Origin of the sequence: Roseibium salinum, assembly GCF_026240905.1 — a bacterium.
Lineage (GTDB): Bacteria > Pseudomonadota > Alphaproteobacteria > Rhizobiales > Stappiaceae > Roseibium > Roseibium salinum.
The window spans coordinates 2,882,832-2,905,609 of sequence record NZ_JAPEVI010000003.1 but is presented as its reverse complement, the minus strand read 5'-3'; the positions used below and the strand labels follow the sequence as shown (position 1 = coordinate 2,905,609).

Annotated in this window: 19 protein-coding genes; 10 read left to right on the top strand and 9 right to left on the bottom strand. The window is 59.7% G+C overall.

The genetic code is table 11. The features are described 5' to 3' along the window. Positions 1–3: 3 nt before the first annotated feature. Genes ON753_RS17995 through ON753_RS17980 form a run of 4 tightly spaced genes read left to right on the top strand, consistent with a single transcriptional unit; the run spans position 4 to position 5,594 of the window. A complete protein-coding gene (locus ON753_RS17995; RefSeq protein ID WP_265964103.1) occupies positions 4–1,185 on the top strand; it encodes an acyl-CoA dehydrogenase family protein in 1,182 nt (393 codons plus the stop codon). A 3-nt stretch (positions 1,186–1,188) separates the two neighbouring features. Continuing rightward, on the top strand, positions 1,189–2,097 hold the full coding sequence (locus ON753_RS17990) for an amino acid--[acyl-carrier-protein] ligase (RefSeq protein ID WP_265964102.1): 909 nt from the start codon (positions 1,189–1,191) through the stop codon (positions 2,095–2,097). 14 nt (positions 2,098–2,111) lie between these two features. Further along, the gene (locus tag ON753_RS17985; RefSeq protein ID WP_265964100.1) at positions 2,112–3,134 is read left to right on the top strand and encodes a DUF1839 family protein; all 1,023 of its coding nucleotides are present in this window, start codon (positions 2,112–2,114) and stop codon (positions 3,132–3,134) included. Then, entirely contained in the window at positions 3,135–5,594 is a 2,460-nt protein-coding gene (locus ON753_RS17980; protein WP_265964098.1) for a glycoside hydrolase family 2 protein, read from the top strand. 13 nt (positions 5,595–5,607) lie between these two features. On the opposite strand, the gene ON753_RS17975 is transcribed toward ON753_RS17980, so the two are convergent. The 3 genes from ON753_RS17975 to ON753_RS17965 are packed head-to-tail and all read right to left on the bottom strand — an operon-like array spanning position 5,608 to position 8,916. Next, positions 5,608–7,374, bottom strand: a complete 1,767-nt coding sequence (locus ON753_RS17975; RefSeq protein WP_265964095.1) for an alpha/beta hydrolase — start codon at positions 7,372–7,374, stop codon at positions 5,608–5,610. Positions 7,375–7,417: 43 nt separating this feature from the next. Continuing rightward, entirely contained in the window at positions 7,418–8,203 is a 786-nt protein-coding gene (locus tag ON753_RS17970) for a lipid II flippase MurJ (protein ID WP_265964093.1), read from the bottom strand. Further along, positions 8,200–8,916: a lipopolysaccharide biosynthesis protein gene (locus ON753_RS17965; protein WP_265964091.1), complete on the bottom strand. Its 717-nt coding sequence runs from the start codon at positions 8,914–8,916 to the stop codon at positions 8,200–8,202. The genes ON753_RS17970 and ON753_RS17965 overlap by 4 nt, the downstream gene beginning before the upstream one ends. A 246-nt stretch (positions 8,917–9,162) precedes the next feature. Here ON753_RS17965 and ON753_RS17960 point away from each other — a divergent pair, with 246 nt between their 5' ends. Both ON753_RS17960 and ON753_RS17955 read left to right on the top strand, forming a co-directional pair. Then, a complete protein-coding gene (locus ON753_RS17960; RefSeq protein WP_265964090.1) occupies positions 9,163–10,074 on the top strand; it encodes an ATP-grasp fold amidoligase family protein in 912 nt (303 codons plus the stop codon). Positions 10,075–10,090: 16 nt separating this feature from the next. Further along, entirely contained in the window at positions 10,091–11,245 is a 1,155-nt protein-coding gene (locus ON753_RS17955) for a GumK N-terminal domain-containing glycosyltransferase (protein ID WP_265964088.1), read from the top strand. On the opposite strand, the gene ON753_RS17950 is transcribed toward ON753_RS17955, so the two are convergent. Continuing rightward, a complete protein-coding gene (locus ON753_RS17950) occupies positions 11,228–12,226 on the bottom strand; it encodes a glycoside hydrolase family 5 protein (RefSeq protein WP_265967196.1) in 999 nt (332 codons plus the stop codon). The genes ON753_RS17955 and ON753_RS17950 overlap by 18 nt on opposite strands. A gap of 201 nt (positions 12,227–12,427) precedes the next feature. Between ON753_RS17950 and ON753_RS17945 the strand changes: the two genes are divergently transcribed. Continuing rightward, positions 12,428–13,594, top strand: coding sequence for a glycosyltransferase family 4 protein (locus ON753_RS17945; RefSeq protein ID WP_265964085.1), 1,167 nt, complete (start codon positions 12,428–12,430; stop codon positions 13,592–13,594). On the opposite strand, the gene ON753_RS17940 is transcribed toward ON753_RS17945, so the two are convergent. Both ON753_RS17940 and ON753_RS17935 read right to left on the bottom strand, forming a co-directional pair. Further along, complete coding sequence (locus ON753_RS17940) at positions 13,570–14,850, bottom strand: UDP-phosphate alpha N-acetylglucosaminyltransferase (protein WP_265964083.1); 1,281 nt, start codon at positions 14,848–14,850, stop codon at positions 13,570–13,572. The genes ON753_RS17945 and ON753_RS17940 overlap by 25 nt on opposite strands. Then, complete coding sequence (locus ON753_RS17935) at positions 14,834–16,885, bottom strand: GumC family protein (protein WP_265964082.1); 2,052 nt, start codon at positions 16,883–16,885, stop codon at positions 14,834–14,836. Before ON753_RS17935 ends, ON753_RS17940 begins: the two co-directional genes overlap by 17 nt. Positions 16,886–17,175: 290 nt before the next feature. On the opposite strand from ON753_RS17935, the gene ON753_RS17930 reads away from it, so the two are divergent. Next, positions 17,176–17,964, top strand: a complete 789-nt coding sequence (locus ON753_RS17930; RefSeq protein ID WP_265964080.1) for a WecB/TagA/CpsF family glycosyltransferase — start codon at positions 17,176–17,178, stop codon at positions 17,962–17,964. 13 nt (positions 17,965–17,977) lie between these two features. Here the strand turns inward: ON753_RS17930 and ON753_RS17925 are convergent, their stop codons facing one another. After that, positions 17,978–18,727: a cobalt-precorrin-6A reductase gene (locus ON753_RS17925; protein ID WP_265964078.1), complete on the bottom strand. Its 750-nt coding sequence runs from the start codon at positions 18,725–18,727 to the stop codon at positions 17,978–17,980. Next, positions 18,717–19,811, bottom strand: a complete 1,095-nt coding sequence (locus ON753_RS17920; RefSeq protein WP_265964077.1) for a cobalt-precorrin-5B (C(1))-methyltransferase — start codon at positions 19,809–19,811, stop codon at positions 18,717–18,719. The genes ON753_RS17925 and ON753_RS17920 overlap by 11 nt, the downstream gene beginning before the upstream one ends. Before the next feature lie 110 nt (positions 19,812–19,921). Here ON753_RS17920 and cobA point away from each other — a divergent pair, with 110 nt between their 5' ends. After that, positions 19,922–20,788 (top strand): uroporphyrinogen-III C-methyltransferase, encoded by an 867-nt coding sequence (gene cobA, locus ON753_RS17915; protein WP_265964076.1) that lies wholly within the window; start codon positions 19,922–19,924, stop codon positions 20,786–20,788. Continuing rightward, positions 20,778–22,100 (top strand): cobyrinate a,c-diamide synthase, encoded by a 1,323-nt coding sequence (locus ON753_RS17910; protein ID WP_265964075.1) that lies wholly within the window; start codon positions 20,778–20,780, stop codon positions 22,098–22,100. The genes cobA and ON753_RS17910 overlap by 11 nt, the downstream gene beginning before the upstream one ends. Before the next feature lie 36 nt (positions 22,101–22,136). Here the strand turns inward: ON753_RS17910 and ON753_RS17905 are convergent, their stop codons facing one another. After that, positions 22,137–22,766: a class I SAM-dependent DNA methyltransferase gene (locus tag ON753_RS17905; protein WP_265964074.1), complete on the bottom strand. Its 630-nt coding sequence runs from the start codon at positions 22,764–22,766 to the stop codon at positions 22,137–22,139. Positions 22,767–22,778 lie beyond the last annotated feature (12 nt).

Genomic DNA, 22,778 nt, shown 5'->3' with positions numbered 1-22,778 from the left:
CCCATGACCGCCGCCAGCAAGATCACCGCTTTGGGCCTGACCGAGCGGGCAAAACGGGCTGCCAAGATAGCGGCCGGGTTTGCCGACAAGGTGGATATCGAAGGCCGGTTTCCTTCCGAGGGCATGGAGGCACTCAAGGCCGAACGCCTGATGGGCATCATGATCCGTCCGGAATTCGGCGGGGAGGGCGTGAACCTGACCGAGATCGCCGATATCTGCGCGATTCTGGGCCAGGCCTGCGCCGCGACGGCCATGACCTACGCCATGCACCAGATCCAGATCGCGAGTCTTGCGGATTACGCGGTCGGAAGCAGCTGGCATGAAGCCTTCCAGAAGCGCATTTGCGACGAGCAGCTTCTGATTGCCTCGGCAACCAGCGAAGCGGGTATCGGCGGCAACCTGCGCAATTCCATCTGCGCGATCGAAGTAGACGGCGAAACCGCCCGCCTGACCAAGGACGCAACTGTGATCTCCTACGGCGCCCATGCCGATGCGATCATGGTCACCTCTCGCCGCCATCCGGATGCCGCGCATTCCGACCAGGTCGCGACGGTCTTCCTGAAGGACCAGTACACGCTCGAGCAGACCAGCGTGTGGGACACGCTGGGCATGCGCGGCACCTGTTCCGACGGCTACATCCTCAAGGCGGAAGCTCCGGGCGAGCAGATCCTGCCGCGGCCCTTCGCGGAAATCGCTGCCCAGTCGATGCTGGCGGTCTCGCACCTTCTGTGGGGAGCGCTCTGGTACGGTATTGCGGCCGATGCGCTCGCCCGGGCGCAGAGCTTCGTCAAGGGCGCGGCGCGCAAATCGCCCGGCCAGATGCCTCCCGGCGCTCTTCGGCTTGCGGAAGCCTCCAGCCTGCTGCAACTGGTCAAGGCCAATGTGGTGGCGGGCCTGAAGCAGTTCGACACCTGCAAGGGCGACAGCGATGCGCTCAACGCCATGAGCTTTTCCGTTGCCATGAACAACGTGAAAATAGGCACGTCGCAGACGATCCTGACCATCATCAACCACTGCATGCTGATCTGCGGGATCGCCGGCTACAAGAACGGCACGCCGTTCAGCCTCGGCCGTCATCTGCGCGATGCCCATTCGGCACAGCTCATGATTTCCAATGACCGGATCCTGGGCAACACGTCGACCATGCTCCTGGTGAACAAGCAAGACACGAGCCTGTTGGGGTAAGTTATGGACGCGCAAATTTCTTTTCTCGATCAGTTGTTTTCCGCACGCGTTCTGCACGAATCCGGTGTTGACGGCATTTATGGCCGCAGCGCGGAATTCGAGGATGTGATTGCCCGCTTTGAAACGCTTGCCCTGTTCTACGGCAAGGACGAGATCTCCGAAGCCATGGTCTTTCCTCCGGGCATGAGCATGCAGGATTTCGAGACCAGCGGTTACATGAAGAGTTTTCCGCAACTGGCCGGCACCGTGCATGCCTTCTGCGGCAACGACCACGACCATATGGGCCTGCTGCAGTGCATGGCCGCGGGCGAGGACTGGTCCAAGGACCAGAAACGGACCCAGGTCGCCCTGACCCCGGCCGCCTGCTATCCACTTTACCCGATCCTGGCAAAACGCGGAGCCCTGCCGGCGGACGGCGCCTATGTGGCGCTGCAGTCCTACTGCTTCCGCCACGAGCCCTCCAGGGACCCGGCCCGGATGCAGATGTTCCGCCAGCGCGAGTATGTACGCGTCGGTTCGGAGGATCAGACGATGGCCTTCCGCGAGCTCTGGAAGGAGCGCGGCCAGGACATGATGAAGCGGCTGCAACTGCCCCACCACGTGGACGTTGCCAATGATCCCTTCTTCGGGCGGGCGGGCAAGATCATGGCCTCCGGCCAGCGGGAACAGGAACTGAAGTTCGAAATGCTGGTGCCGATCACGTCGGAGGAAAAGCCGACCGCCTGCATGAGCTTCAACTATCACATGGACAATTTCGGCAAGGCCTGGGATATCCGCCAGGCGGACGGTTCGCCCGCACACACCGCCTGCGTCGGGTTCGGCCTTGAGCGGCTTGCGCTGGCCCTGTTCCGGCATCACGGTTTGGATACATCCAGATGGCCTGACGGCGTCAGATCAGCCCTTTGGGGATGAAGGGTCAGCACGCCATGAATGAAGCCGTCTTCGACCGCCTCCGCGCGGCGACCTATACCCGCAGCCCGCTCCACGCGCAGGATCGGGACTGGCCGGAAACCAACTGCTATCTGGATGTCTGGATCGAGGTGCTGCCGTCGCTCGGGCTGCCGCCCGAGGCGTGTCTTGCCTATTCCGTCACCCAGGATTTTGAGGGCGACCAGTTCACCTTTTTCAAGGTTCCCCTGGAAGACCTGGAAGCGCTCTACGGACTGAAGGTCACGGAACTGGCCATTTACGATCGCGTCGAGACCCACATCCGCCATCAGATCGACCGCGGCCGCCTGTCGCTGGTCGAGGTGGACAGCTATTTCCTCCCCGATACCCATGGCATCGGATATCACGAGGCACACGGCAAGACGACGATCGCCGTCAACCGGATGGATTTCGAAAACCGCACCATGGAGTACTTCCATGGGCTGGGCCTGCACCGGCTGGAAGGCGATGACTTCGACGGGATCTTCCAACGCGGCGTCCACGAAAAACCGATTGCTTTCCTGCCCTATACCGAGTTCGTGAAGTTTCCGGACGTAAAACCGTCGCCGGAGCACATTCTGGCGGTCTCGGAGGATCTGCTTCGCCGTCATCTGAAACGCCGTCCGGCGGAAAACCCAGTTGCCGCCTTTGCGCGCGTCTTCCCGGCGCAGGTGGAGAAGGTGAGTGAGCGGGATTTCAGCTTTTTCCACCTCTACGCCTTCAACACGCTGCGCCAGTTGGGCGCGAATTTCGAGCTGTTCTCCACCTATCTGGAGTGGCTTGCTGGCCAGGGACGGGACGAACTGACCCCTGCCATTGCCGAAGCGAAGACGATTTCGTCGACCTGCAAGACGGTTCAGTTCAAGCTCGCCCGGGCAGTGATGCGCAAGAAGTTCGAGGGTCTCGGGGACGGCCTGGTCCCGGCCGCCAATGCCTGGGACACCCTGATGCAACTGCTGGACCGCCACTATGGTGACGCGGAAATCCGCCTCGCGTCCGTCGCAAGCGTTGCCGGTGCCTGAATGATCGACCTCACCGCTGCGGACTGGACCCTGGCGCTGAGCGAACCCGGCGCGGTCGAAACACCGGAAGCAGCCGATGGCCTGTCCGGGCGCGTCCCGGCACGGGTTCCGGGAACCGCCGCCGGGGCCCTGGCCGCCGCCGGCCGCTACGACCCGGACAATCCACAGCCGCTGCACGACAAGGACGTCTGGTTCGAGGCGTCGTTCGGCGCCGAGCCGGGCCGTTACCGGCTCGACCTCGAGGGTCTGGCGACGATCGCCGAGGTTTATCTCAACGGCGCGCCCGTGCTGGAAAGCCGGAACATGTTCCGGAAATATAATGTCGAGGTCGAGCTTGCCGCCCATAACCGGCTGCAGATCTGCTTCCGCGCCCTGGAACCGCATCTGAACGCCAAGGGGCCGCGGGCGCGCTGGAAGCCCCAACTGGCGACCTCGCAAGGACTGCGCCTTATCCGGACGACGGTTCTGGGCCACATGCCCGGCTGGTGCCCGGAAATCCATGCGGTCGGCCCCTACCGGCCGATCCGGCTTGAAAAGGCCTCCAGCCCCCGCATGAAGAACAAGCGCATCCTGGCCGACCTGGCTCCGGACGGAAGTGCGACGCTGACCGTTTCCGCAGCGCTGGAGAACATCAGCGCCACGCCGGTGCTGACCTCGGCGGGCGTCTCGGCGGAAATGGCCCGTCAGGACGGCGGGACCTTTGCCGCGACGCTGAGGCCCGGGAACATCACTCCCTGGATGCCGCACACCCATGGGGACCCGGCGCTTTACGACGTCAGGATCAAGGCCGGGGAACACGAGTTCGACCTTGGCAAGACCGGGTTCCGCCGGATTGAGGCGGATCCTGGAGAGGACGGCAAAGGGTTTGGCCTTCAGGTCAACGGCGTGCCGGTTTTCTGCCGCGGCGCCGTGTGGACCAATGCCGATCTGCTCGGCCTTTCCGGGGATCGCGAAACCTATCGGCCCCTGCTGGAAGCGGCCCGCGATGCCGGCATGAACATGCTGCGCATAGGCGGCACGATGCTTTACGAAAGCCGCGCCTTCTTCAAACTCTGCGATGAACTCGGCCTCCTGGTCTGGCAGGACTTCCAGTTCGCCAATTACGACTATCCGGTCAAGGACGAGGGGTTCGTCGAAGAGGTTCGCGCGGAAATCCGCGATCAGCTGACCGACAGCCAGGGCTGCCCCTCGCTTGCAGTCCTGTGCGGCGGCAGCGAGATCTATCAGCAGGGCGCCATGATGGGCCTGCCCGAAGAGCGTTGGAAAGGCCCGCTTTGCGAGGAGATCCTGCCGGAACTGGCGGCACGTTTCCGGCCCGACATCCCGTACGTCCCGAACGCGCCCTGCGGCGGCGTCCTGCCATTTTCGCCGAATGAAGGCGTTGCCCACTATTACGGTGTCGGCGCTTACCTGAGACCGCTGGAGGACGCCCGCCGCGCAAACGTCCGCTTTGCCGCCGAGTGCCTGGCGTTTTCCAATATCCCCGACCAGCGGAGCCTGGACGAGGGACTGGCCGTCAAGCCCGGCCACGACCCGCGTTGGAAAGCCCGCGTTCCGCGGGACCGCGGCGCCGGCTGGGACTTCGAAGACGTCCGCGACCACTATCTGAAAACGCTCTACGGCGTCGATCCGGCCGCGCTGCGCTACGCAGATCCCGACCGGTATCTGGATCTCGGCCGGGCCGTGACCGGCGAGGTCATGGAGCAGACCTTTGCCGAATGGCGGCGCAAGGCTTCGCCCTGCCGGGGCGCGCTTGTCTGGACCTTTCAGGATCTGGCGCTGGGCGCAGGCTGGGGCCTGATCGACGCGCACGGCCGGCCGAAACCGGCCTACTACGCCCTGAAGAGAGCCTTCCGCCCGCTGCAGGTCACCGTGAGCGACGAAGGCACCAACGGCCTAGCCATTCACGTGATCAACGACCTGCCGAACAAAAAGGCCGTCACGCTCACGCTGACTTGCCTGAAGGACGGCCACGTGCCGGTGGTCTCGGGCGAAACCGATCTCGTGCTAGATCCGCACAGCGCCCACGAACTCAACGCCGCCCAACTGATCGGCGCCTTCTTCGACATCACCTACGCCTACCGCTTCGGCCCGCCGTCGCATGATGTGACTGTGGTTCGGCTGGTGGACAAGGAGACGGGGGAGATCTTGGCGGAGGCAACACAATTCGCGAACCCTGCAGATTTCGGGCGTTGTCCCCTGAATGTCGATGCGCGCATTAATGATGCATTGCCAAACGGCGGAATTGAGCTGACGCTTCAGAGTGCACATGTGTTGCGGGGAGTGCATCTGCATTGTGCCGATCATTGCCCGTCCGACAATTGGTTCTCCTTGACACCCGCGGCTGCGAGGGTCGTCACTTTGACCCCTTTACCAAAATCGCAGGTGTCGAAGGCAAACACTCCCGAGGTCGTGATCAGTGCCTTGAATTGCGTCAGCCGGATAACACTCAAGACGTGACGGCGAACACCGGCTAAAGTGCACGGTTCGCCGGAATTTTGCTTCTCCAGTAAGGGTCCTCGGCCACCGCCACCAACCGGTCGATCAAAAACTTCTGGGCAGCTTCGGTTGTTAAATTGTGATCGGCATCTGGAATGACCTTTCTTGTAACGTTCGGAAAGGCCAAAAGACCGGACAGGTCTCCTCCAAAGTACTTTGCCAGTTCGTCCAGGCTGCCGTCATGCTCGCAGTTTAACAGTGCAACGGGAATGTTCCGGGCAGCCATGGCACGGAATTGATTGTGGCAGGCGATCCGGAAACGGCCCATTCTTGTATATCGTCCCAGATATGGCGACGCCTTGCGCGCGAGCCGATCGCGGCCATGATTGACAATATGACTGGCAGCCTTTCTCCAATCCACTTGGCCGCGGAGGAGCCGCTTGAAAGTGGTCAGACTGAGAGCCCGCCGCTTGTATTCCTCCAAGGGCCGGGCCCCGAAATTCAGGGCATCGAAGATGTCCTCCCCCGGATCCCAGATCATCCGAAGCTGATTTATCATCATGACGCCGTCGACGTTTGGATTGCGGGCCGCAGTGTGGAAGGCGACATAGGCGCCACTGCACCTGCCGATTAGATAGGCGGGGCCGGTGAAGCGCTGCTTCACGTAGTCCACAGCGGCCTCTGCATCTTCAAACTGATCGTCTGTATAAAGGACCTGTTCCGCACGCCCCGTCACCGAGGGGCTCTCACCGATGCCTGCCATGTCGAAGCGCAATGACGCAATTCCAAGGTTAGCCAGATGCCGCGCCGCTCGGACATAGATCCGGCCCCATCCAATGTGGTGGCAGTATCCGGTGTTTAGAAAGACCATAACCGGACCTCGTCTGTTGCCAATTGGCTCGCACACGACGCCGAACATTCGGTTGTCCGGACCAAAAAGGACCGGCTCTTCTGTGAAGGACTCGGTGCTCACAACAGGGGTCTCGGCTACAGCCATTGACAGACCTTTTGTCGCGTTCATGTTGCCGGCGCCGAAACGAGAAGATGCGAATTCGCTGATTCTGGACATTACGGCGCGTGGCAGGACCGACGTTGTTGGCGTTGCCAGCAATTTCAGGTAGCCGGTGAACGGCGCGCACTCGATGGGCCAGCCTGCGTTTGCAAGCGTCTCGGCAAAACTCGTTTCCGCGTCGTTGCCTTCCCGATAAACAATCAGGCACTGAGGTTTCGTCTGGAATTGCTCTGGTGAAAGCTTGATCGACTTGAGCGTGGACGAGAGTTGACCCGGCATGGAATAGCCTGTGAAGCCGGTATCGCCCTTCTTATCCTGAAGCGCGAGCCCCAGGTTCTCATCGGAAACAAGCGCCTGGATCTGCAGCTCCCGCATATACCGTCGGCCGCTCGCCGCCGGCGCTCCAAGCACCAGCCCGGCGATATCAGGACGTTTTTCAGCGGCTAGAAAGGCAATGGCAGAGCCAATGCCAACGCCTACGAAAACAATCTGGGTGCATCCCGATAGCTCCTTCAGCCTATCGGCCGCAGCCGATGCTGTCTCGACCCAACCCTGCAGGGTCATTCTGTCTGGCTCGTCCGGCATGTTGATGGTGCCCGGATAGTCAAAACGCAGGACAGGCGCACCCTGATCGGCCAGGTCATGTGCAACCAGTCGCAGGAATTTGCGACTGCACATCTCATCATAGCCCCAGCTGCTGCAAAACACGTAGCCGATATCGCTATTCGCGGGATGATAGAACGCAAAGCCCGTTCCAAAGGAGACGGGCAGGGCGGGCGGATGGTCCATCACTTTATTCCCAATACAAATCAAACTAGGTCGCTGGCTGCATTCACACGCGCCTGACGGCAAGTTGGGAAACTATCCAGATTGCTGGTTTCACCATGGCAGCGGGCAAAATTTTGCGCAGAGTTGTTCGCAAACTATCAACGTCATCGGGCAGCATTGCGCCGGTCAACCGGATTCCCAGAAGATAGATCAGGGCGCCGGCGGCAATAGCACTCAGGAGACCAGGAAGACCTTGAACTTCAACAAGAACGAGCCACGCAACGCCGGCACAGGTGCCGGCAGAAGCAGCCAGTCCAAACAACGAGCGAATACCCGGTACTAGCCCAAGGCGCGTCTGACAGTACCAAAGTGCCCAAGAGAACCCGGCAAATGCAACGATGCTCTTGACCCAGGCGGCTCCGAACCCGCTAAAAGATGGAATGATCGCCAGATTGAGAACCAGCAAAACGGCAGCGGAAACAGCATTCATGATCATGACAGTCTTATCCCGCTCATGTGCCAGCATCATTGAGAGCGGCAACGACACAAGACATTGTGCAAATGCTAGGGCAATCAGAACGGAAGCCGTTGCAACAGCGGGACGGAACTCATCGCCAAAAACCATTGGTAGAATTTCCTGAATCACCGCTGCCCCGCCAAAGGAGACTGGAAAAAGCAGCAAGGCCATCCATCTCAATGCTCGCTGATAGGTATTGCCCATTCTTTCCAATTCGCCGGCTTCGCGTAGGCGCGCAAACCTGGCGGACAGCCCCGCGGTCATGGCAAGGGCAAGCTGGAAGATCAGGCTTGAAAACGTTATCGCCGCAGCGAAGTAGCCGACTTCGGTCAAAGAAAAAAGACTCCAATGAATATGAACTCAACTCGGGTGCGCACCAGCACGGTCAGGGTCGAGGAGATCCAGGAGTTTCTGCTGTATCGGATGATCTGTTTATTGACCGGCGTATCCAGACTTGAGCCATGTTTGAGATGTCTGACAATCGCAAGGCTCTGCGGGACATGACGCGCAAAATGGCCGGCCATTGCGCCCGCCGCGCCGAAGTAGTAGGCACCAACCGCAATGACGGGCAATTGCAACAGGCAGCCGATAACCACTTTCGTGGCCGGACCGACATAGTCACCTCGACCATGATCGGCTGCGATGGCGAGTTGCGAATGGCAATAGGTCACAAAAAGCAAGGACGTGACCAGCCAAAACCCGGTGGAACCGTCCACAGGGTTGTCGCTGTGCCAAAAGGAATATGCCGCGAAGGCGACCGTCAGAAGCAGAACCGGCCATATAAACTTTGGGTAAAGCTGCCGAACAAGATCCTGTTCTGTGTTCTCCTTTCCGTTTCTTTGACCCACATAGCGCAAGACTGTTGCGGGGATGCCTCGGTCGGCAAGGGCATAAGCTGAAAAAACCAGCCACAGTGCGAAGGCCGTCAGACCTGTCCCTTCGGCGCCGAGCAGACGTGCAACCAGTACCGTGCTTCCGAAACCGGCAGCCATCGATGCGATGCCGGAAAACGTGTTGATAATGCTAGCTTGAAAGAGTGACTGCATGCAAAGCCCTTTGATCCAGGCGTGCGAAGTGCCTTCTCGTCGCAGATAACCGCACCTCGTAGCATCAACACATTGGCAAATTCCTAATTCAGACCCGCAAAAGGGATCTCGGGGACGAGGCCAACAGTGTTTCACGCTCAGCGGCATTGCTTGCCGTGCAGCGATTCACGGCTATTAAACACATTTTGAGTTAGGGCTTTGCAGAAGTACAAATCGTAAGAGAAGAATATGGATGGGATAGGGCAATTGAATAAGCGTACAGGCGGCATACTGTCTCGTCTGCGCAACCTGTTCTGGCGTATCATCTCTCCGCTGCCGGACGGTCCGTACCTCTACCTGAAATATACTTCGATTTTTGGCCGCGTTCCCAAGCTGAAACATCCGAGCCGGTTCTCCGAGCTTCAGAATTTACGAAAATTACACGACAGAAATCCCCTTTATCCGGTCCTCGTGGATAAGGACCGGGTGAAAGATTTCATCGGGGAGCGCGTGGGCCCGAAGCATGTCATTCCAACATATTGGGTCGGCACGGATCTGACCACCGTCGACTGGGCGACCGTACCATTGCCGGCAGTGGTCAAACCCACCCATGCGAGCGGGGCAGGGTATTTCTTGAACTCTCAGGAAGATATCGAAGTCCTGATGAAGCGTCGTCCTGAAAAGGAATGGCTGGCACTGGACCATTACAAATTCAACCGGGAATGGGCCTACAAAGATGTGCCACGGCAGATCATCATTGAAAAGATGCTTGGCTGTCCGGGTGAGAGACTCACAGACTACCGCTTCTACTGTTTTGATGGTGAACCGGCTCACATTGAGATAAGGACCCCGAAAAGCGACCGCATGTTTGAGGCAGTATACGCGCCGGACTGGCAACTGTTGGATATCCATATGGATTTCTATCCTCTCCTGCGGGAGCCTTTGCCCCGACCCGCAAGACTGGACAAGATGCTGGAGATTGTCAGGAAAATCGGATCCGGGATACGGTTTGCTCGTATTGATCTGTACGATACGCAAGAAGGCCCGTTTGTTGGCGAGATTACGCTCTACCCCAGTGGGGGATTTGAAACCTTCGTGCCCGACAGCTACGACATCGAGCTCGCCGGCTACTGGTGCGACCGGTCCCCCAATGGTGTTGTCCTCACGACCTCAGGCTGAGACGGAAAGTACCACTATGCAGCTCTTCAAATGGACAGCTCAGCCATTCTTGCCGTCAACGCGAAAGGTGAGCACGCACTTTATCGTAGAGGAATGGGCACGCGCCGGCCATGATGTGCATGTGGCAACAGTGGGACTGAGCCTGCTTTCGAAGCTGAAAGACAAGGGGCTCTATGAGGCTTTGGCCGAAGATCAAAAAAATCGGTTTCTTGAATTGGCGCCGGGGCTGTACGTGTCTGCTTATATCCCTCCGCTACATGCCTTCAGTTCGCGAAACAGACTGCTGAATTTGCTGAATCGTCCGATATTCAAGGTCTATGGGGGACACATCCCGGAGTATCTTCGGGCGTCTCTTGCCGCTGCGGACGCCGTATTTTTTGAACCGGGAACATGCCTCTGTTTCTTTCACGCCGCCCGGCAGATCAATCCACATGCTGCATTTGTCTATATCAAGCGGGACTGGCTGACGACGATCGGGGCAGGCCCCTACCTGCAGGAGCTTGAAAAGGAAATCCTTTCCGAGTTCGATCTGGTCATCACCCCCTCGTCGGTCATCGCGGAAACAACGTCCGGACTGTGCCGCACGCAGATCCTGCCGCAGGGGATCGACAAAGCCGCACTGGACGAGCCTGTCCACTCGCCTTATGCGGCTGGCACAAAGAATGCCGTTTCGATCGGAAACATGCTTTTCGATGAAAATGCCGTTCGCGCAATGGCCGCAGCGAGCCGAGATGTGACCTACCACATTTTCGGGGCGAGGTTTGGCGGAGCGGTGCCGGAAAACGCCGTCCAGCACGGCGAGAAGCCGTTCAAGGAACTGGTCCCGTTCATCAGACACGCAGATTTCGGTGTGGCTCCGTACAAGATGCGCAAGGAAGACGTCTATCTTGCCGAGACCAGCCTGAAGTTTCTGCAATATGCCTATTGCAGACTACCTGTCGTGACGCCTGATCTGATCCCGAACACCCGAGGAAATCTCGTCGGTTACTCGGTTATGGATGAGAAAGACTGGCGTGGGACAATCGCCGCAGCGTTGTCTTTACCGAAGAGTGACGACTACAGCGCCGGTATCTTCGGCTGGGATGAAGTCTCGGCGCGCATTGTCGAATGCCTCCAATCCCTTGCAAAAACAAACAGAACTGCACGGAAGACGTCACCTGAAATTGCATAAGGGTACCTGACCGGCATTCGTGAGATACGGCAACAGGACCCGCATTTGCGGTTTGTCGACAGAACCCACCGGCTGTAGAGACAATGGGTACTTTCCCCACCATTCACCGGCGGCCCACGCCGACCATCCGATCCATATGTCACTGTTCCGGTTCATATATCCGGCCATCTGCATGAGCCCGTTCAGGCACTCGGGAGCGGACGTTCCGCCAAACTCTCCGAGGAACCCCCTGTAATCGTTATTCCGCATCCATTTCGACACATCTTCCAGGGCTGAGAGGGCGTCGTCAACGCGTGGACAGGTCTCGTTCGTGCCGGAAAAGTCCGCATCCATATATTGGTGAAATTCGAACGCGAAATTGTCTGAGGGGTCCGAAATCCGCTGCAGGATCTCCGCGTTGGAGCCTCCTTCCTGAGCTTCGAACCAATGCGACGCACCCGTCCAGATCGTTCCCGGCACAAGTACCAGGTTTTGCGCACCCGCTTCCCTTATGGCGCTCAGGCCGGCCTGAGCCGAGTCAAACCAACTCATTGCAGTGATGCCCGAAGGCTCGTTCATCAATCCGAACACGATCCGATCATTGCCGGCAAACATGGAGGCAAGTCTTTTCCAGAAGTCAGCAAACGCCTCCGGCGAAACGTCGCCGCTCCCGAGTTTCTGATCCCGGTATTTTGCATAGTTGTGAGGATCCAGAATGACGGTAAGGCCGCGGGCATTGGCGCGCGCCACCGTATCTTTCAGCCGTTCGAGTTCCGCTGCATCGAAACCGTCGAACAATCGCGGCTGCAGGCGTTCCCACCGGAAGGGCAGGCGAATTGCCGTCATGTGCCGCGCAGCCGCCCAGTCGAGCGTCTTGTCGGAGGGGTAAATGTATTTCTGGCCATACTCTCCCTGGTAGCCGCCGAATTCGGCTCCAGAGACGTTGACCCCGCGCAAGCATTCCTGCTCCTGCGCGGAAAGCAGCGTTGGCGTGAAAGCCATCGAAGTCACGATGCACAGCGTTTTCACGAAGCGCGCAGACCGTACCTTGCTGAAGAAAAGACGTTTCGAAGGAAGTGGGGTCATCATGAAGCCGGCAGAAGTGGGTACCTTGAGGAAAGCATCGGTCGTAAAGGTCTTGTTGAAAGCCGCAATGGTATCTTTTCGGAAACCGGCACAATCGGAACCCGCTGGGCAGCCTATATGAACTCGATCTTTCAAACCAGTGCCGACGTCACTGAGCATTCGGACTTTTCCAACGTGCACCTCGTTCACGTGGTCCGGCAATATTTTCCGAATGTCGGGGGACTGGAGGACGTCGTTCGCAATCTGGTTTCGGAACAAAAGGGCCGGTTTGCGAGCGTGAAAGTCATAACGCTCGACCGGCTGTTCGCGGACCCCGGCACCATACTTGCCGGGCGTGAAAGAATTGACGGTGTTGCCGTGCACCGGATCCCGTTCCGGGGCAGTTCGCGGTATCCGATCGCGCCGTCCATCGTGAAGGAGATCATGGATGCGGATCTTGTGCACGTTCATGCCGTCGATTTCTTTTTCGACGCGCTGGCGCTGACAAGATGGTGGCACCGCAAGCCGCTCGTTGCGACCACGCACGGAGGTTTCTTTCACACGTCCAGCTTCGCGACGTTGAAAGCGGCCTGGTTCAACACGCTGACCCGTTATTCCGCCAACCGGTATTCGGCATTGGCATGCTGCAGCGACAGCGATTTCAATCTGTTTCAGAAGATTGCGCCGGCGCGCGTCAGCCTTATTGAGAACGGCGTCAATCTCCGCAAGTTTGCCGGCGCTGCGGCAGGCTCGCCACAAAAACATGTGATTACGCTGGGACGGTTTTCATCGAACAAGCGGCTCGACCGCCTGATTGACGTCATGGCAAACCTGATATCCACCGATGCCGACTGGCATCTGCACATCGCCGGTGTGGAATCAGACCTGACGAAACGCGATTTGCTCGAACGTGCGGATGCGGCCGGTCTTGGTGGAAAAGTCTGCGTTCACGTCGGCCTTTCCGATCAGCAGCTAAGGGCGCTGATGACTGAATGCAGTTTGTTCGTGAGCGCTTCCGACTACGAGGGATTTGGTCTCGCGCTGATAGAAGCTCTCAGCGCCGGGCTTGTTCCCGTCGTTCAGGCAAACGATGCCTTCGTTGCGCTGGCGCGGCAAAACCCGCTCATTCGTCTGACGGATTATGCGGACGCGCCAACTAGCGCGGATGCGCTGAGAAGCGCGCTGCAGGATTTGCGGCAGGACCCGGACATCCGGACGCACGCCATCGACAGCGTGCAGCGTTTCGGCTGGAAGCATACCGCGCACCTTTATGATGAACTTTACCGTAAGGCGCTTCTGGATTGACCTGCCGCCGGGTTTACGGCGGAACGCCGGTTTGCTGCCATTGCGTCGGCCGCGCCGGCTGCGATCCAGAAAAGAGCTGCTAACTTGATGGAATAGAAGGAGTTGGAAACGATCATCAGCAGCGAAATGTACGTGATAGCCAGCGCCTTGAATTGCAGTGCCCTCTTGTTCTTGTAGGGTGCAAAAACAAATAACGTCCACAATCCTACAAGGCCGATAAAGCCAATTTGCGCGATGGAATAAGCAAAGCCGTTATCCGCAAGAAACGGCGCATCGGGCCTCACTCCCCAGAACGCTTCCCAGGTAATTTCCTGTAGCAGCAGGCTAGCGTGCAGAATCCGCCCGAGTAAATTATCTTCCCAAAGTAATTGCGCCGTCCACGCACCGTAAATCGCCAGGGCAAAGGCGGTCAGCAATGGCAGGCTCCACCAGATAATTCTGGGAATGATCATGCCGAGCGCCGCAGCGGCAAAAAGGGCAACACAGACGAACATTCCGAACCGGGCATCAGGCAGCACGATGGCGACGAAGGCGGCGACGAATATCAAGGCGCGATGACGCATGCCGGAGCGGAACAGGGCCCACAGACACAGAAAGGCGCCGAAATTGCCCATGGTCACCGGTTCCAGGAACACCGAGGAGGCACGCAGGTCCCCCAGGAAGCCGAAGAAATTCCGGCCGCCGATGCGCGTACTGGAAATGAAAAGATTGGATCCTTCGACGAAATTGTCGTCTGCGGCCAACGTACCGCGTGCGACGTAATAGTCAAAGATGTTCACCAACTGAGCGTAGATATCGAGAAAGAAGAATTCGAAGAAACCGATGGTCAGGACGAGTGTCGTGCTGATCCAGATCAACCGGTCGGCATCTTCGATACGTCTGAATCTCCGGCCGATGAAATAAAACACGATCGGGATAAGAAAATCCCGAATTGCTTTCAGGTCGAGTTCCGGCCTCAAGGCCAGAATAAAGGCCATGTAGCTGAGATACATGGCGACGATGAGGTAAAAGACAGCATTGCGGCTCAGCACGAGCAACATTGCCGTGCTCAGAAGGATCATTTCTCCGAGAATGACGTGGCTTTCCGAGATGCGAAAAGCGTTGGTATTTGCGAAGGCAAGTGCGAGGTTGAACGTCAGCGTGCCAAGGACGACCGCATAGACCGCATTGAGCCAGAGCTTGTATCTGTTCTGATCTTGCGCAGACAGCTCAAGGCGCAGGGTCTGCCTCGTCGTAGGGTTAGAGGACGACAACATTCCCTAGGATCCTGTCCTGCCACGGTTCGAGACATGTGACGGTCCGCTTGAAATCGCTGGAGTTGGTCTTGCCGAGCGCCACGATCAGGATGATGCCGTCGCAATGGCGCAGGAGGACCGGAAGAAGCGGGCTCGTATCGATGTTTCCGGCATCGACCAGCAGATAGTCTTCCTTGACCGAATTGAGATCTCCGCCCGAGGCGTATTTCCTGCGCGGATCAATTTGCTCGACCCGTAGGTATTTGCCGAGCCCTTTTGGCTGATCGGCGTGCATCGTGGGCCGAACCACTTCAACGTCATGCGTGTCTCTTGAGATAACCTTGCTCTGCGTTTCGGGCGTCGAAACTTGTGAACTTGGCTGCGGGATTGTCCGATTTGCGGAGCATCCGCCCCCGGTGGTGTGTGCAAAAAGCACTTCCTCGCCCATATCGTGAAGGTCTTCGGCAACGCTTCGGACAAACTCTGATGTGTCCCCGGTCTGTCCGATGGACAGGACAAGAACATTGGCCGGGCGTTTTTCTATTGAGGACTGGCGGATCGTATAGGCGACGCGGGTCTGTGCGATGTTTCCAATCGCGGGACCGCTTTTCGTCCCATCGCCAAGGCTGTGCGGAAGAAGGGAATTGGCTTTGGTATGCGAATAATTCAGGTTTGCCAGGATTGGGGCGCCGGTCTGCGAAACGAGCAGTCGTTCCGAAAGAACGGGACCCTTCAATATTGTCAGGCCGATGATTGCCGCCGCGGCTGCCACGAACCCGAACAACATTGCAGCAGCGAGAACAACGATCTTTCTCGGGCCGCTTGGTGAGGTCGGTACCGGCGCGGCGGACAGTACGCGCGATGCATTCACGTCCAGGCCGGGCAGTTCCTCCAGTTCGCGCGAGCGCTGGAGAAAGGCCTCGTAGACCGTCCGGCTCGCATCGGCTTCACTTTGCAACTGACGTAGCTCGATAAGCGCCTTGCCTTGCTGACCGTTTTGCGATTGCAGCAGTTTCGACTGTTCCTCCAGCGCCGAGAGCGTCGACTGTGCTTGCTCGTACTGGCTACGCACATTGGCTTTTATTCTTTGAAGTTCGTCTCGGATCTGGCGCTCCGTGTTCGCAAGTTGCGAGCGCAATTCACGCAGCTTCGGGTGATTGGCACCCAAAGTCGTTGCCGCTTCGGCTTCCTGCTGGGACGCTTGGGAATATTGAAGTCTCAAGGCCGAGAGAACGGAACTGGTCACGCTTTGGGGCAGTGTGCCCGCCTCAACATCCGCCAGTGTTAATGAGGCAGTCATTTCGTCGGCAGCCTTGGCGCGTTCGAGTTCCAGGCGCGTTTGCGTGATTTGCGTATTCAGGGCTTCGAATTGCTGGTCGAGAACCAGTCCGCCATTCGTACTGATCAGGCCCTGCTTTGCCTTGTAGGCTTCCACGGCCGCTTCCGCCTCATCCAAACGCGCCCGCAACTGCTGCGCCTGTTTGCCAAGCGTGGATCCAGCCCTCATCAGTGTTTCGGCACGGCTGTTTCGCACCTGGTCGATATATGCGTTTGCCGTCTCGTTGGCGATCGCCGCCGCAAGTTGCGGATCGGGATGGCTGACCCGGATCATGAACACCATGGACCGGTCGAGGCGGAAAACCTGAATGATTTCGCGCAATGTCTGGAGCGTCGCCTCACGTATTTCGCTGGAGGACCGTTTGGCGCCGGACAGGTTTCCGAAAAGCTTCGCCAACAACCCTTGTTGGAAAAAGCCGGGGGCTTCATCCAGATCAAGTCTGTTGGCGACCTCGTTCAGAACCGGTGCTGAATTGATGACATAGGCCTGGCTGTCGAGCTCCATCCCCTGCAACGTTTGATTTGTGCCGGAGCCCGTCGGTTCGTTGGCCAGAACCTGCACACTGTCCGGCTGGACAATAAGTTCCGCGCTCGTCCGGTAAACGGGCGTCTTCAAAACGAGAAACACCAGCGCCAGAACCGTGAAAACGACAGGAACCACCAGCAGCCAGCCGACATGCCGCCGTAAAATTGATGGAATATCCAGAATATCAATCATGCTTCTGTCTTCAATATTGTTCGGCGCGAGCGCTGTTGCGCACGAACTCATCAGTAAACAAACATGATTAACGCATCGCAAATGGCGCCATTGAGCGGCCGACCGACTATCTGTCAAGAAAAGCGGCGCTTGTCCCGTCGATGAATGAAAAAACAGCGCTTCATGGCGAGATTAACCAGTTCTAAACCTGTTTTTGAATGAAAGTGTTTTAATGTTTAGCTTGTTAGAGCTTATTTCCAGAAATGCATGAACAATGCCGGTTCGACGACGCAGCTGGAAGCTCATTTGATATGAACAATATGGAACCGAAATTGTCTAGCCGGATCGATACGGCGGATATCGGCCCCTTCATGATCGCCCGGCTTCGGAGTGAGGAAGTGACCGGCCTCGTCCGCTCCTCGGTCGAAGGGCGGCAGCCGCTGGACATTGCGATCTGTAACGCACACACGATTCTGACAGCGCTGGACAATCCGGACTACGCAGCGATGCTGAAGCAGATGACGCTGTTGAATGACGGCGTCGGTGTCAATCTCGCCGGTCGGTTCCTGGAGGGCAAGAGATTTCCGGAGAACCTCAACGGGACGGATCTCATTCCCCGTATTCTCCAGGATATCGACAGGCCACTGCGCGTCTTCCTGCTCGGCGCCAGGGAGCCACACGTTCTTCGGACCAAAAGGCATATCGAGACGGCCTACCCGGTACATGAGGTGGTCGGGTACCGGAACGGCTATTTCGGGCCGCAGGAGATCTCCCGGATCTGCGCGGATATCAATCATACGCGCCCGGATCTCCTGCTGGTTGCCATGGGCAATCCGCATCAGGAGGCTTTCATCGTGCAGAACCGGGCCAAATTGGACGTTCCTGTCGCCATTGGGGTCGGTGCGCTCTTCGACTTCATGTCCGGTTCCGTCGTCCGCGCACCGAGGATCATGCAGGCCATGGGGCTTGAATGGTTGTTCCGCCTTCTGCAGGAGCCCCGCCGGCTGTACCAGCGTTATGTTATTGGCATTCCGCGATTTTTTCTTGCGCTGTTGAAGCTCAAGTTCCATCGGTCCTCTGCCCGTGCCCGAGCGTCATGAGGTTACAGCGCCTCTAGGGTGCGGACCCTAGCGCCCGGATCACCGCCCGGATATCCGGCACCGTTTCCGTCTCCGCAAGCACCGGCCGTTCGACCATGATCACATCCAGCCCGAGACGGCGTGCTGCGTCGATCTTGGCGTAGGAACTCATTCCGCCGCTGTTCTTGGTGACGACATGGCTGATGCGGTGGGTCTGGAAGAGAGCGATTTCTTCTTCTGCCGAGAGCGGCGGGCGCTTGAGGATGAGCTTCCAGTGCTCCGGAAGCGGTGCCGATGGCGGCTCGATCATTCGGACCAGGCCGAAGATATCCGTCCGGCGACAGAACAGCTGAATGTCCTTGCGGCCGATCGCCAGGAAGGCGCGGGCGCCGGCGGGCAGGCGTGCGGCAGCCTCGGTCGTCGAAGCGACCGGATGCCATCTGTCACCGGGCTCAGACGTCCACTGTGGGCGCTCCAGCCGGATCAGCGGCAGGTCGAGCGCCCGCGCTGCCTCCACCGCATTGCCGCTCATCCGGGCCGCGAAAGGGTGGGTGGCATCGATGATGAGCGAGACCTTATCCCGTCCCGCATAGTCGATCAGTCCCGCCACGCCGCCGAAGCCGCCGACGCGCACCGGCACATCAAGCTCGGGCAGGTCGCGCACGGCGCCGGCAAAGGACACGGTCAGCCGTCTTTCCGGGAAGGCATCGGCCAGCGCCTTTGCCAGCAGGCGTGCTTCCTGGGTTCCGGCAAGCAGCAGGATATGGTGCCGCTCAGCCGCCAAAGCCGCATTCCCCCAGAACCTTGCCCTGCCGGTCGGTGATCAGGATTTCAACATCGACCGGGGCGTCCCGCAGCATCTGACGGACTGCGTCCTTGGTCCGCCGCGCCAGCGGAGCGCTGAGGTCGATGCCCTCGGCAAGCGCACGGTCGAGCACTTCCTTGGCCGTGTTGGCCGACCCGGCGGCTTCGATCAGGTCGTTCGGCGCTCCGGCCTCGCGCAGGAGTTCCTGAAGAAAGGCGAAGTCGACCGAGCTCCGGGCCGAATGAAGATCGAGCGCCCCCTGCGCCAGCTTGGTGAACTTGGCAAATCCTCCGGCGAGCGTCAGCTTCTCGACCGGATGGCTGCGCAGATACTTGAGAAGCCCGCCGGCGAAATCGCCCATGTCCAGCATAGCCGTCTCGTCCAGCTGATAGCGGGCGCGCACCGCATCCTCCGAGGCCGCGCCCGTGGCACCCACCACGTGGGTGAGCCCGATCGCCCGGGCGACATCGACGCCGCGATGGATCGAGGCGATCCAGGACGCGCAGGAGAAGGGCCGCACGATGCCGGTGGTTCCCAGCACCGAAAGCCCGCCGACAATGCCGAGCCTGGAGTTCATGGTCTTTTGCGCCAGTACGGCCCCGCCTTCGATGGAGACCTTGATCTCGACGTCTCCGGACCCACCATACAAGGAGGCCACTTCTTCAATGGCGGTGCGCATCATCTGGCGCGGCACCGGATTGATCGCTGGTTCTCCCGGCGGGATCGGCAGTCCGGGCCGGGTGACCGTGCCCACGCCTTCCCCGGCGCTGAACGTCACTCCGGCCCCCTTCGCCAGCAGGCGGATTGTGGAGGTGATCAGCGCGCCATGGGTGACGTCCGGATCGTCTCCCGCATCCTTGGTGATCGTGGCGAAAGCTTCGGTTTCGCAAAGATTGTGCCCGGTCAGGACAAAGGCGGCCGTGCCGCCCTTCGGCAGCGTTATCTCGACGGGATCGGGAAACGTGCCGGTCAGAAGCGCGGTATAGGCGGCCTTCGCGGCCGCCGTTGCACAGGCTCCCGTCGTCCATCCCCGCCGCAGTTCTTTTGGCTCGTCCTTCGACATGAATCTTCTATAGCGGATGTTTCCCGGCTTTGCGCCAAAATGTCGTAATCCGTTTGTTTCGCATCGGGAATCGCTTGGCGCTGCCCGGCTCTGCGGGTAAACAGGAAACCATGAACGCTACAGAACGCAACAACTCTCTGCCTGACGATCTGCCTGAATTCGAGCCCGGCTGGGTGTGGCTTGCCGGCGCCGGCCCGGGGGATCCGGGCCTGCTGACGCTGCATGCGCTCAATGGCCTCAGGCAGGCGGATGTGGTCGTCTATGACGCGCTTGTGGACCAGAGCATTCTGGACTGGGTGAAGCCCGGCGCGGTCACCGACTATGCGGGCAAGCGCGGCGGCAAGCCGAGCCCGAAGCAGCGCGACATCACGTTGAAGCTCATCGACTATGCCCGCGAGGGCAAACGTGTCCTGCGCCTCAAGGGCGGCGACCCGTTCGTCTTCGGCCGGGGCGGGGAAGAGGCTCTCGGCCTTGTCGAAGCGGGCGTGCCGTTCCGCATCATTCCCGGGATCACGGCCGGCATCGGCGGCCTTGCCTATGCGGGCATCCCGGCAACCCACCGGGACTGCAACCAGGCGGTCACTTTCCTGACCGGCCATGACCAGACAGGCCTGACGCCGGACGCGATCAACTGGGACGGCATCGCCAAGGGCTCGCCGGTCATCGTCATGTACATGGCGATGAAGCATCTGGAAGCCATAGCCGGCAAACTGATTGCCGGTGGACGGTCTGTGGACGAGCCTGTGGGCATCGTGTGCAATGCATCCCTGGCCGGCCAACAGGTGCTGGAGACGACCCTCGGCCGCTGCTTCACGGATGCGCAGGCTGCCGGACTGGAGCCGCCGGCGGTGGTCTGCGTCGGTGAGGTGGTGCGCCTGCGCAGCGGCCTCGACTGGCTCGGCGCGCTCTCGGGCAAGGTACTCAGGCCCGACCCGCTTGGCCTTCGCGCAAGCAAGCGTTCGGCTGATGCCGGATAAGCCGGCACGCGCAGGGGCCAAAGGCGTCCTGATCGCAGCTCCGTCTTCCGGAGCCGGAAAGACGACCCTGACCCTTGCGCTCCTGAGGGCGTTCAGGAACCAGGGTCGCAACGTTGCCTCCGCAAAGTCGGGCCCGGATTACATCGACCCGAAATTCCATGAAGCCGCCAGTGGCATGCCCTGCATCAATCTTGATGCCTGGGCGATGCCGGAAAAGACACTCAAAACTCTGGCGGCAATGCAGGCCGAGGGGCGGGATCTGCTGGTCGTGGAAGGCGCCATGGGTCTTTTCGACGGCGCCGCCAATGGCAGGGGATCGGCGGCCGATCTGGCGGTTGCCCTGGGCCTGCCCGTGGTTCTGGTCGTCGATTGCGCCAAGCAGGCGCAGTCCGTCGCCGCACTGGTGCACGGCTTCCAGTCCTTCAGGCCGGATGTGAAGCTGGCGGGTCTTATCCTCAACCGGGTCGGCAGCGCGCGTCACGAAAAGATGTTGCGCTCGGCGCTGGAACCGCTCGGGACCCGCGTTCTGGGCGCCCTGCCACGCTCGGCAGACCTGACGCTGCCGGAGCGGCATCTGGGGCTCGTCCAGGCGGAGGAGCATGTTGATCTGGAAACCTTCCTGGAGACGGCGTCGTCGCTTTGCGCGCACCACGTCGATCTGGCGGGATTGAGCGGGGCGGCAGGCGGCTTGGCGCCTGCAGACGGTGAACACCCGGCACTGCCAGACCCGCTCGGGCAGAAGATCGCCATTGCCCGGGACGTCGCCTTTGCCTTTGCCTATCCGCACCTGCTCGATTTCTGGCACCGGCAGGGCGCGGAGCTGTCGTTCTTTTCACCGCTTGCGGACGAAGCCCCGGCCCCGGATGCAGACGCCGTCTTTCTGCCGGGCGGTTATCCTGAACTTCATGCCGGGCGTCTTGCCGGCGCCGGGCGGTTCAAGGCCGCAATGGCGACGGCCGCGGAGGACGGAAAGCTGATCTACGGCGAGTGCGGCGGCTACATGACCCTGGGCACCGGACTGATCGACGGGGACGGCACGCGCCACGAAATGCTCGCCCTTCTGCCGCTGGAAACCTCATTCCAGACCCGCAAGCGCCATCTGGGTTACCGGCAGGTGCAGGTCCTTGGGGGTTTACCGTGGCAGGGGCGCCTGGCAGCCCATGAATTCCATTACGCTTCCATTGTTTCGGAAGGGTCAGCGGAGCGGTTGTTTTCCGCGGAAGATGCGGAAGGCAACACGGTGCCGGACATGGGTCTGCGCATCGGCTCGGTGATGGGTTCCTTCGCGCATGTGATTTCACGCCGGAGCTGACCTTCAGTTCGCCATGGTAAATGCGGCTGGTAGGACCTAAGCCGCCTCCAGCACCACGAGCTGACAGGAGACGTCCTCCTTGGTGTGATACGGGCTGTGGGTGATCTCCAGGGTCCGGGTCTTGCCCGACGCCTCCAACTCGTCGATCTTGTCCTTGAAACCATCGGCTTCCCATGCGCTGTCGCGAACGGTCAGGACGATCGGAGCGCCGGGCCTTGCAACGCGGACGAGCTCGTCGATCCCGTCCGGGCCGACATGGCCGTTGGTGAAGACACCCGCGCAGACCACCCCGTCATAGCTGTCGTCGCCGAAGTCGTCTAGCGTGGAAGACATGTCGGCGATCCTAAGGTCGCGGTAGACGCCCTTCTGCCTCGACTGCTCCAGCATGGCCGGAGTGAGGTCGATCCCGTCGATGATCAGTTCGAACCTGCGCTGGACCAGTTCGAGCCCCACAAGTCCTGTCCCGCAACCCGCGTCGAGGATGACGGCCCTGTCGGCCACGCGCCGGCTGAGCGCCTCCGCGGCGACTTCCGGACCGACATAGCCGATGTCGCGCAAGAGATCCTTGTCGTAGCTCTCTGACCAGTCTTCGTAGAATTTGCGGATCGCATCGGGATCGCCGCCGAGGGCGAGGGCCTGTTCCAGCTGCTCGTTCTCTTCGCTCATCATGGTCTCCTT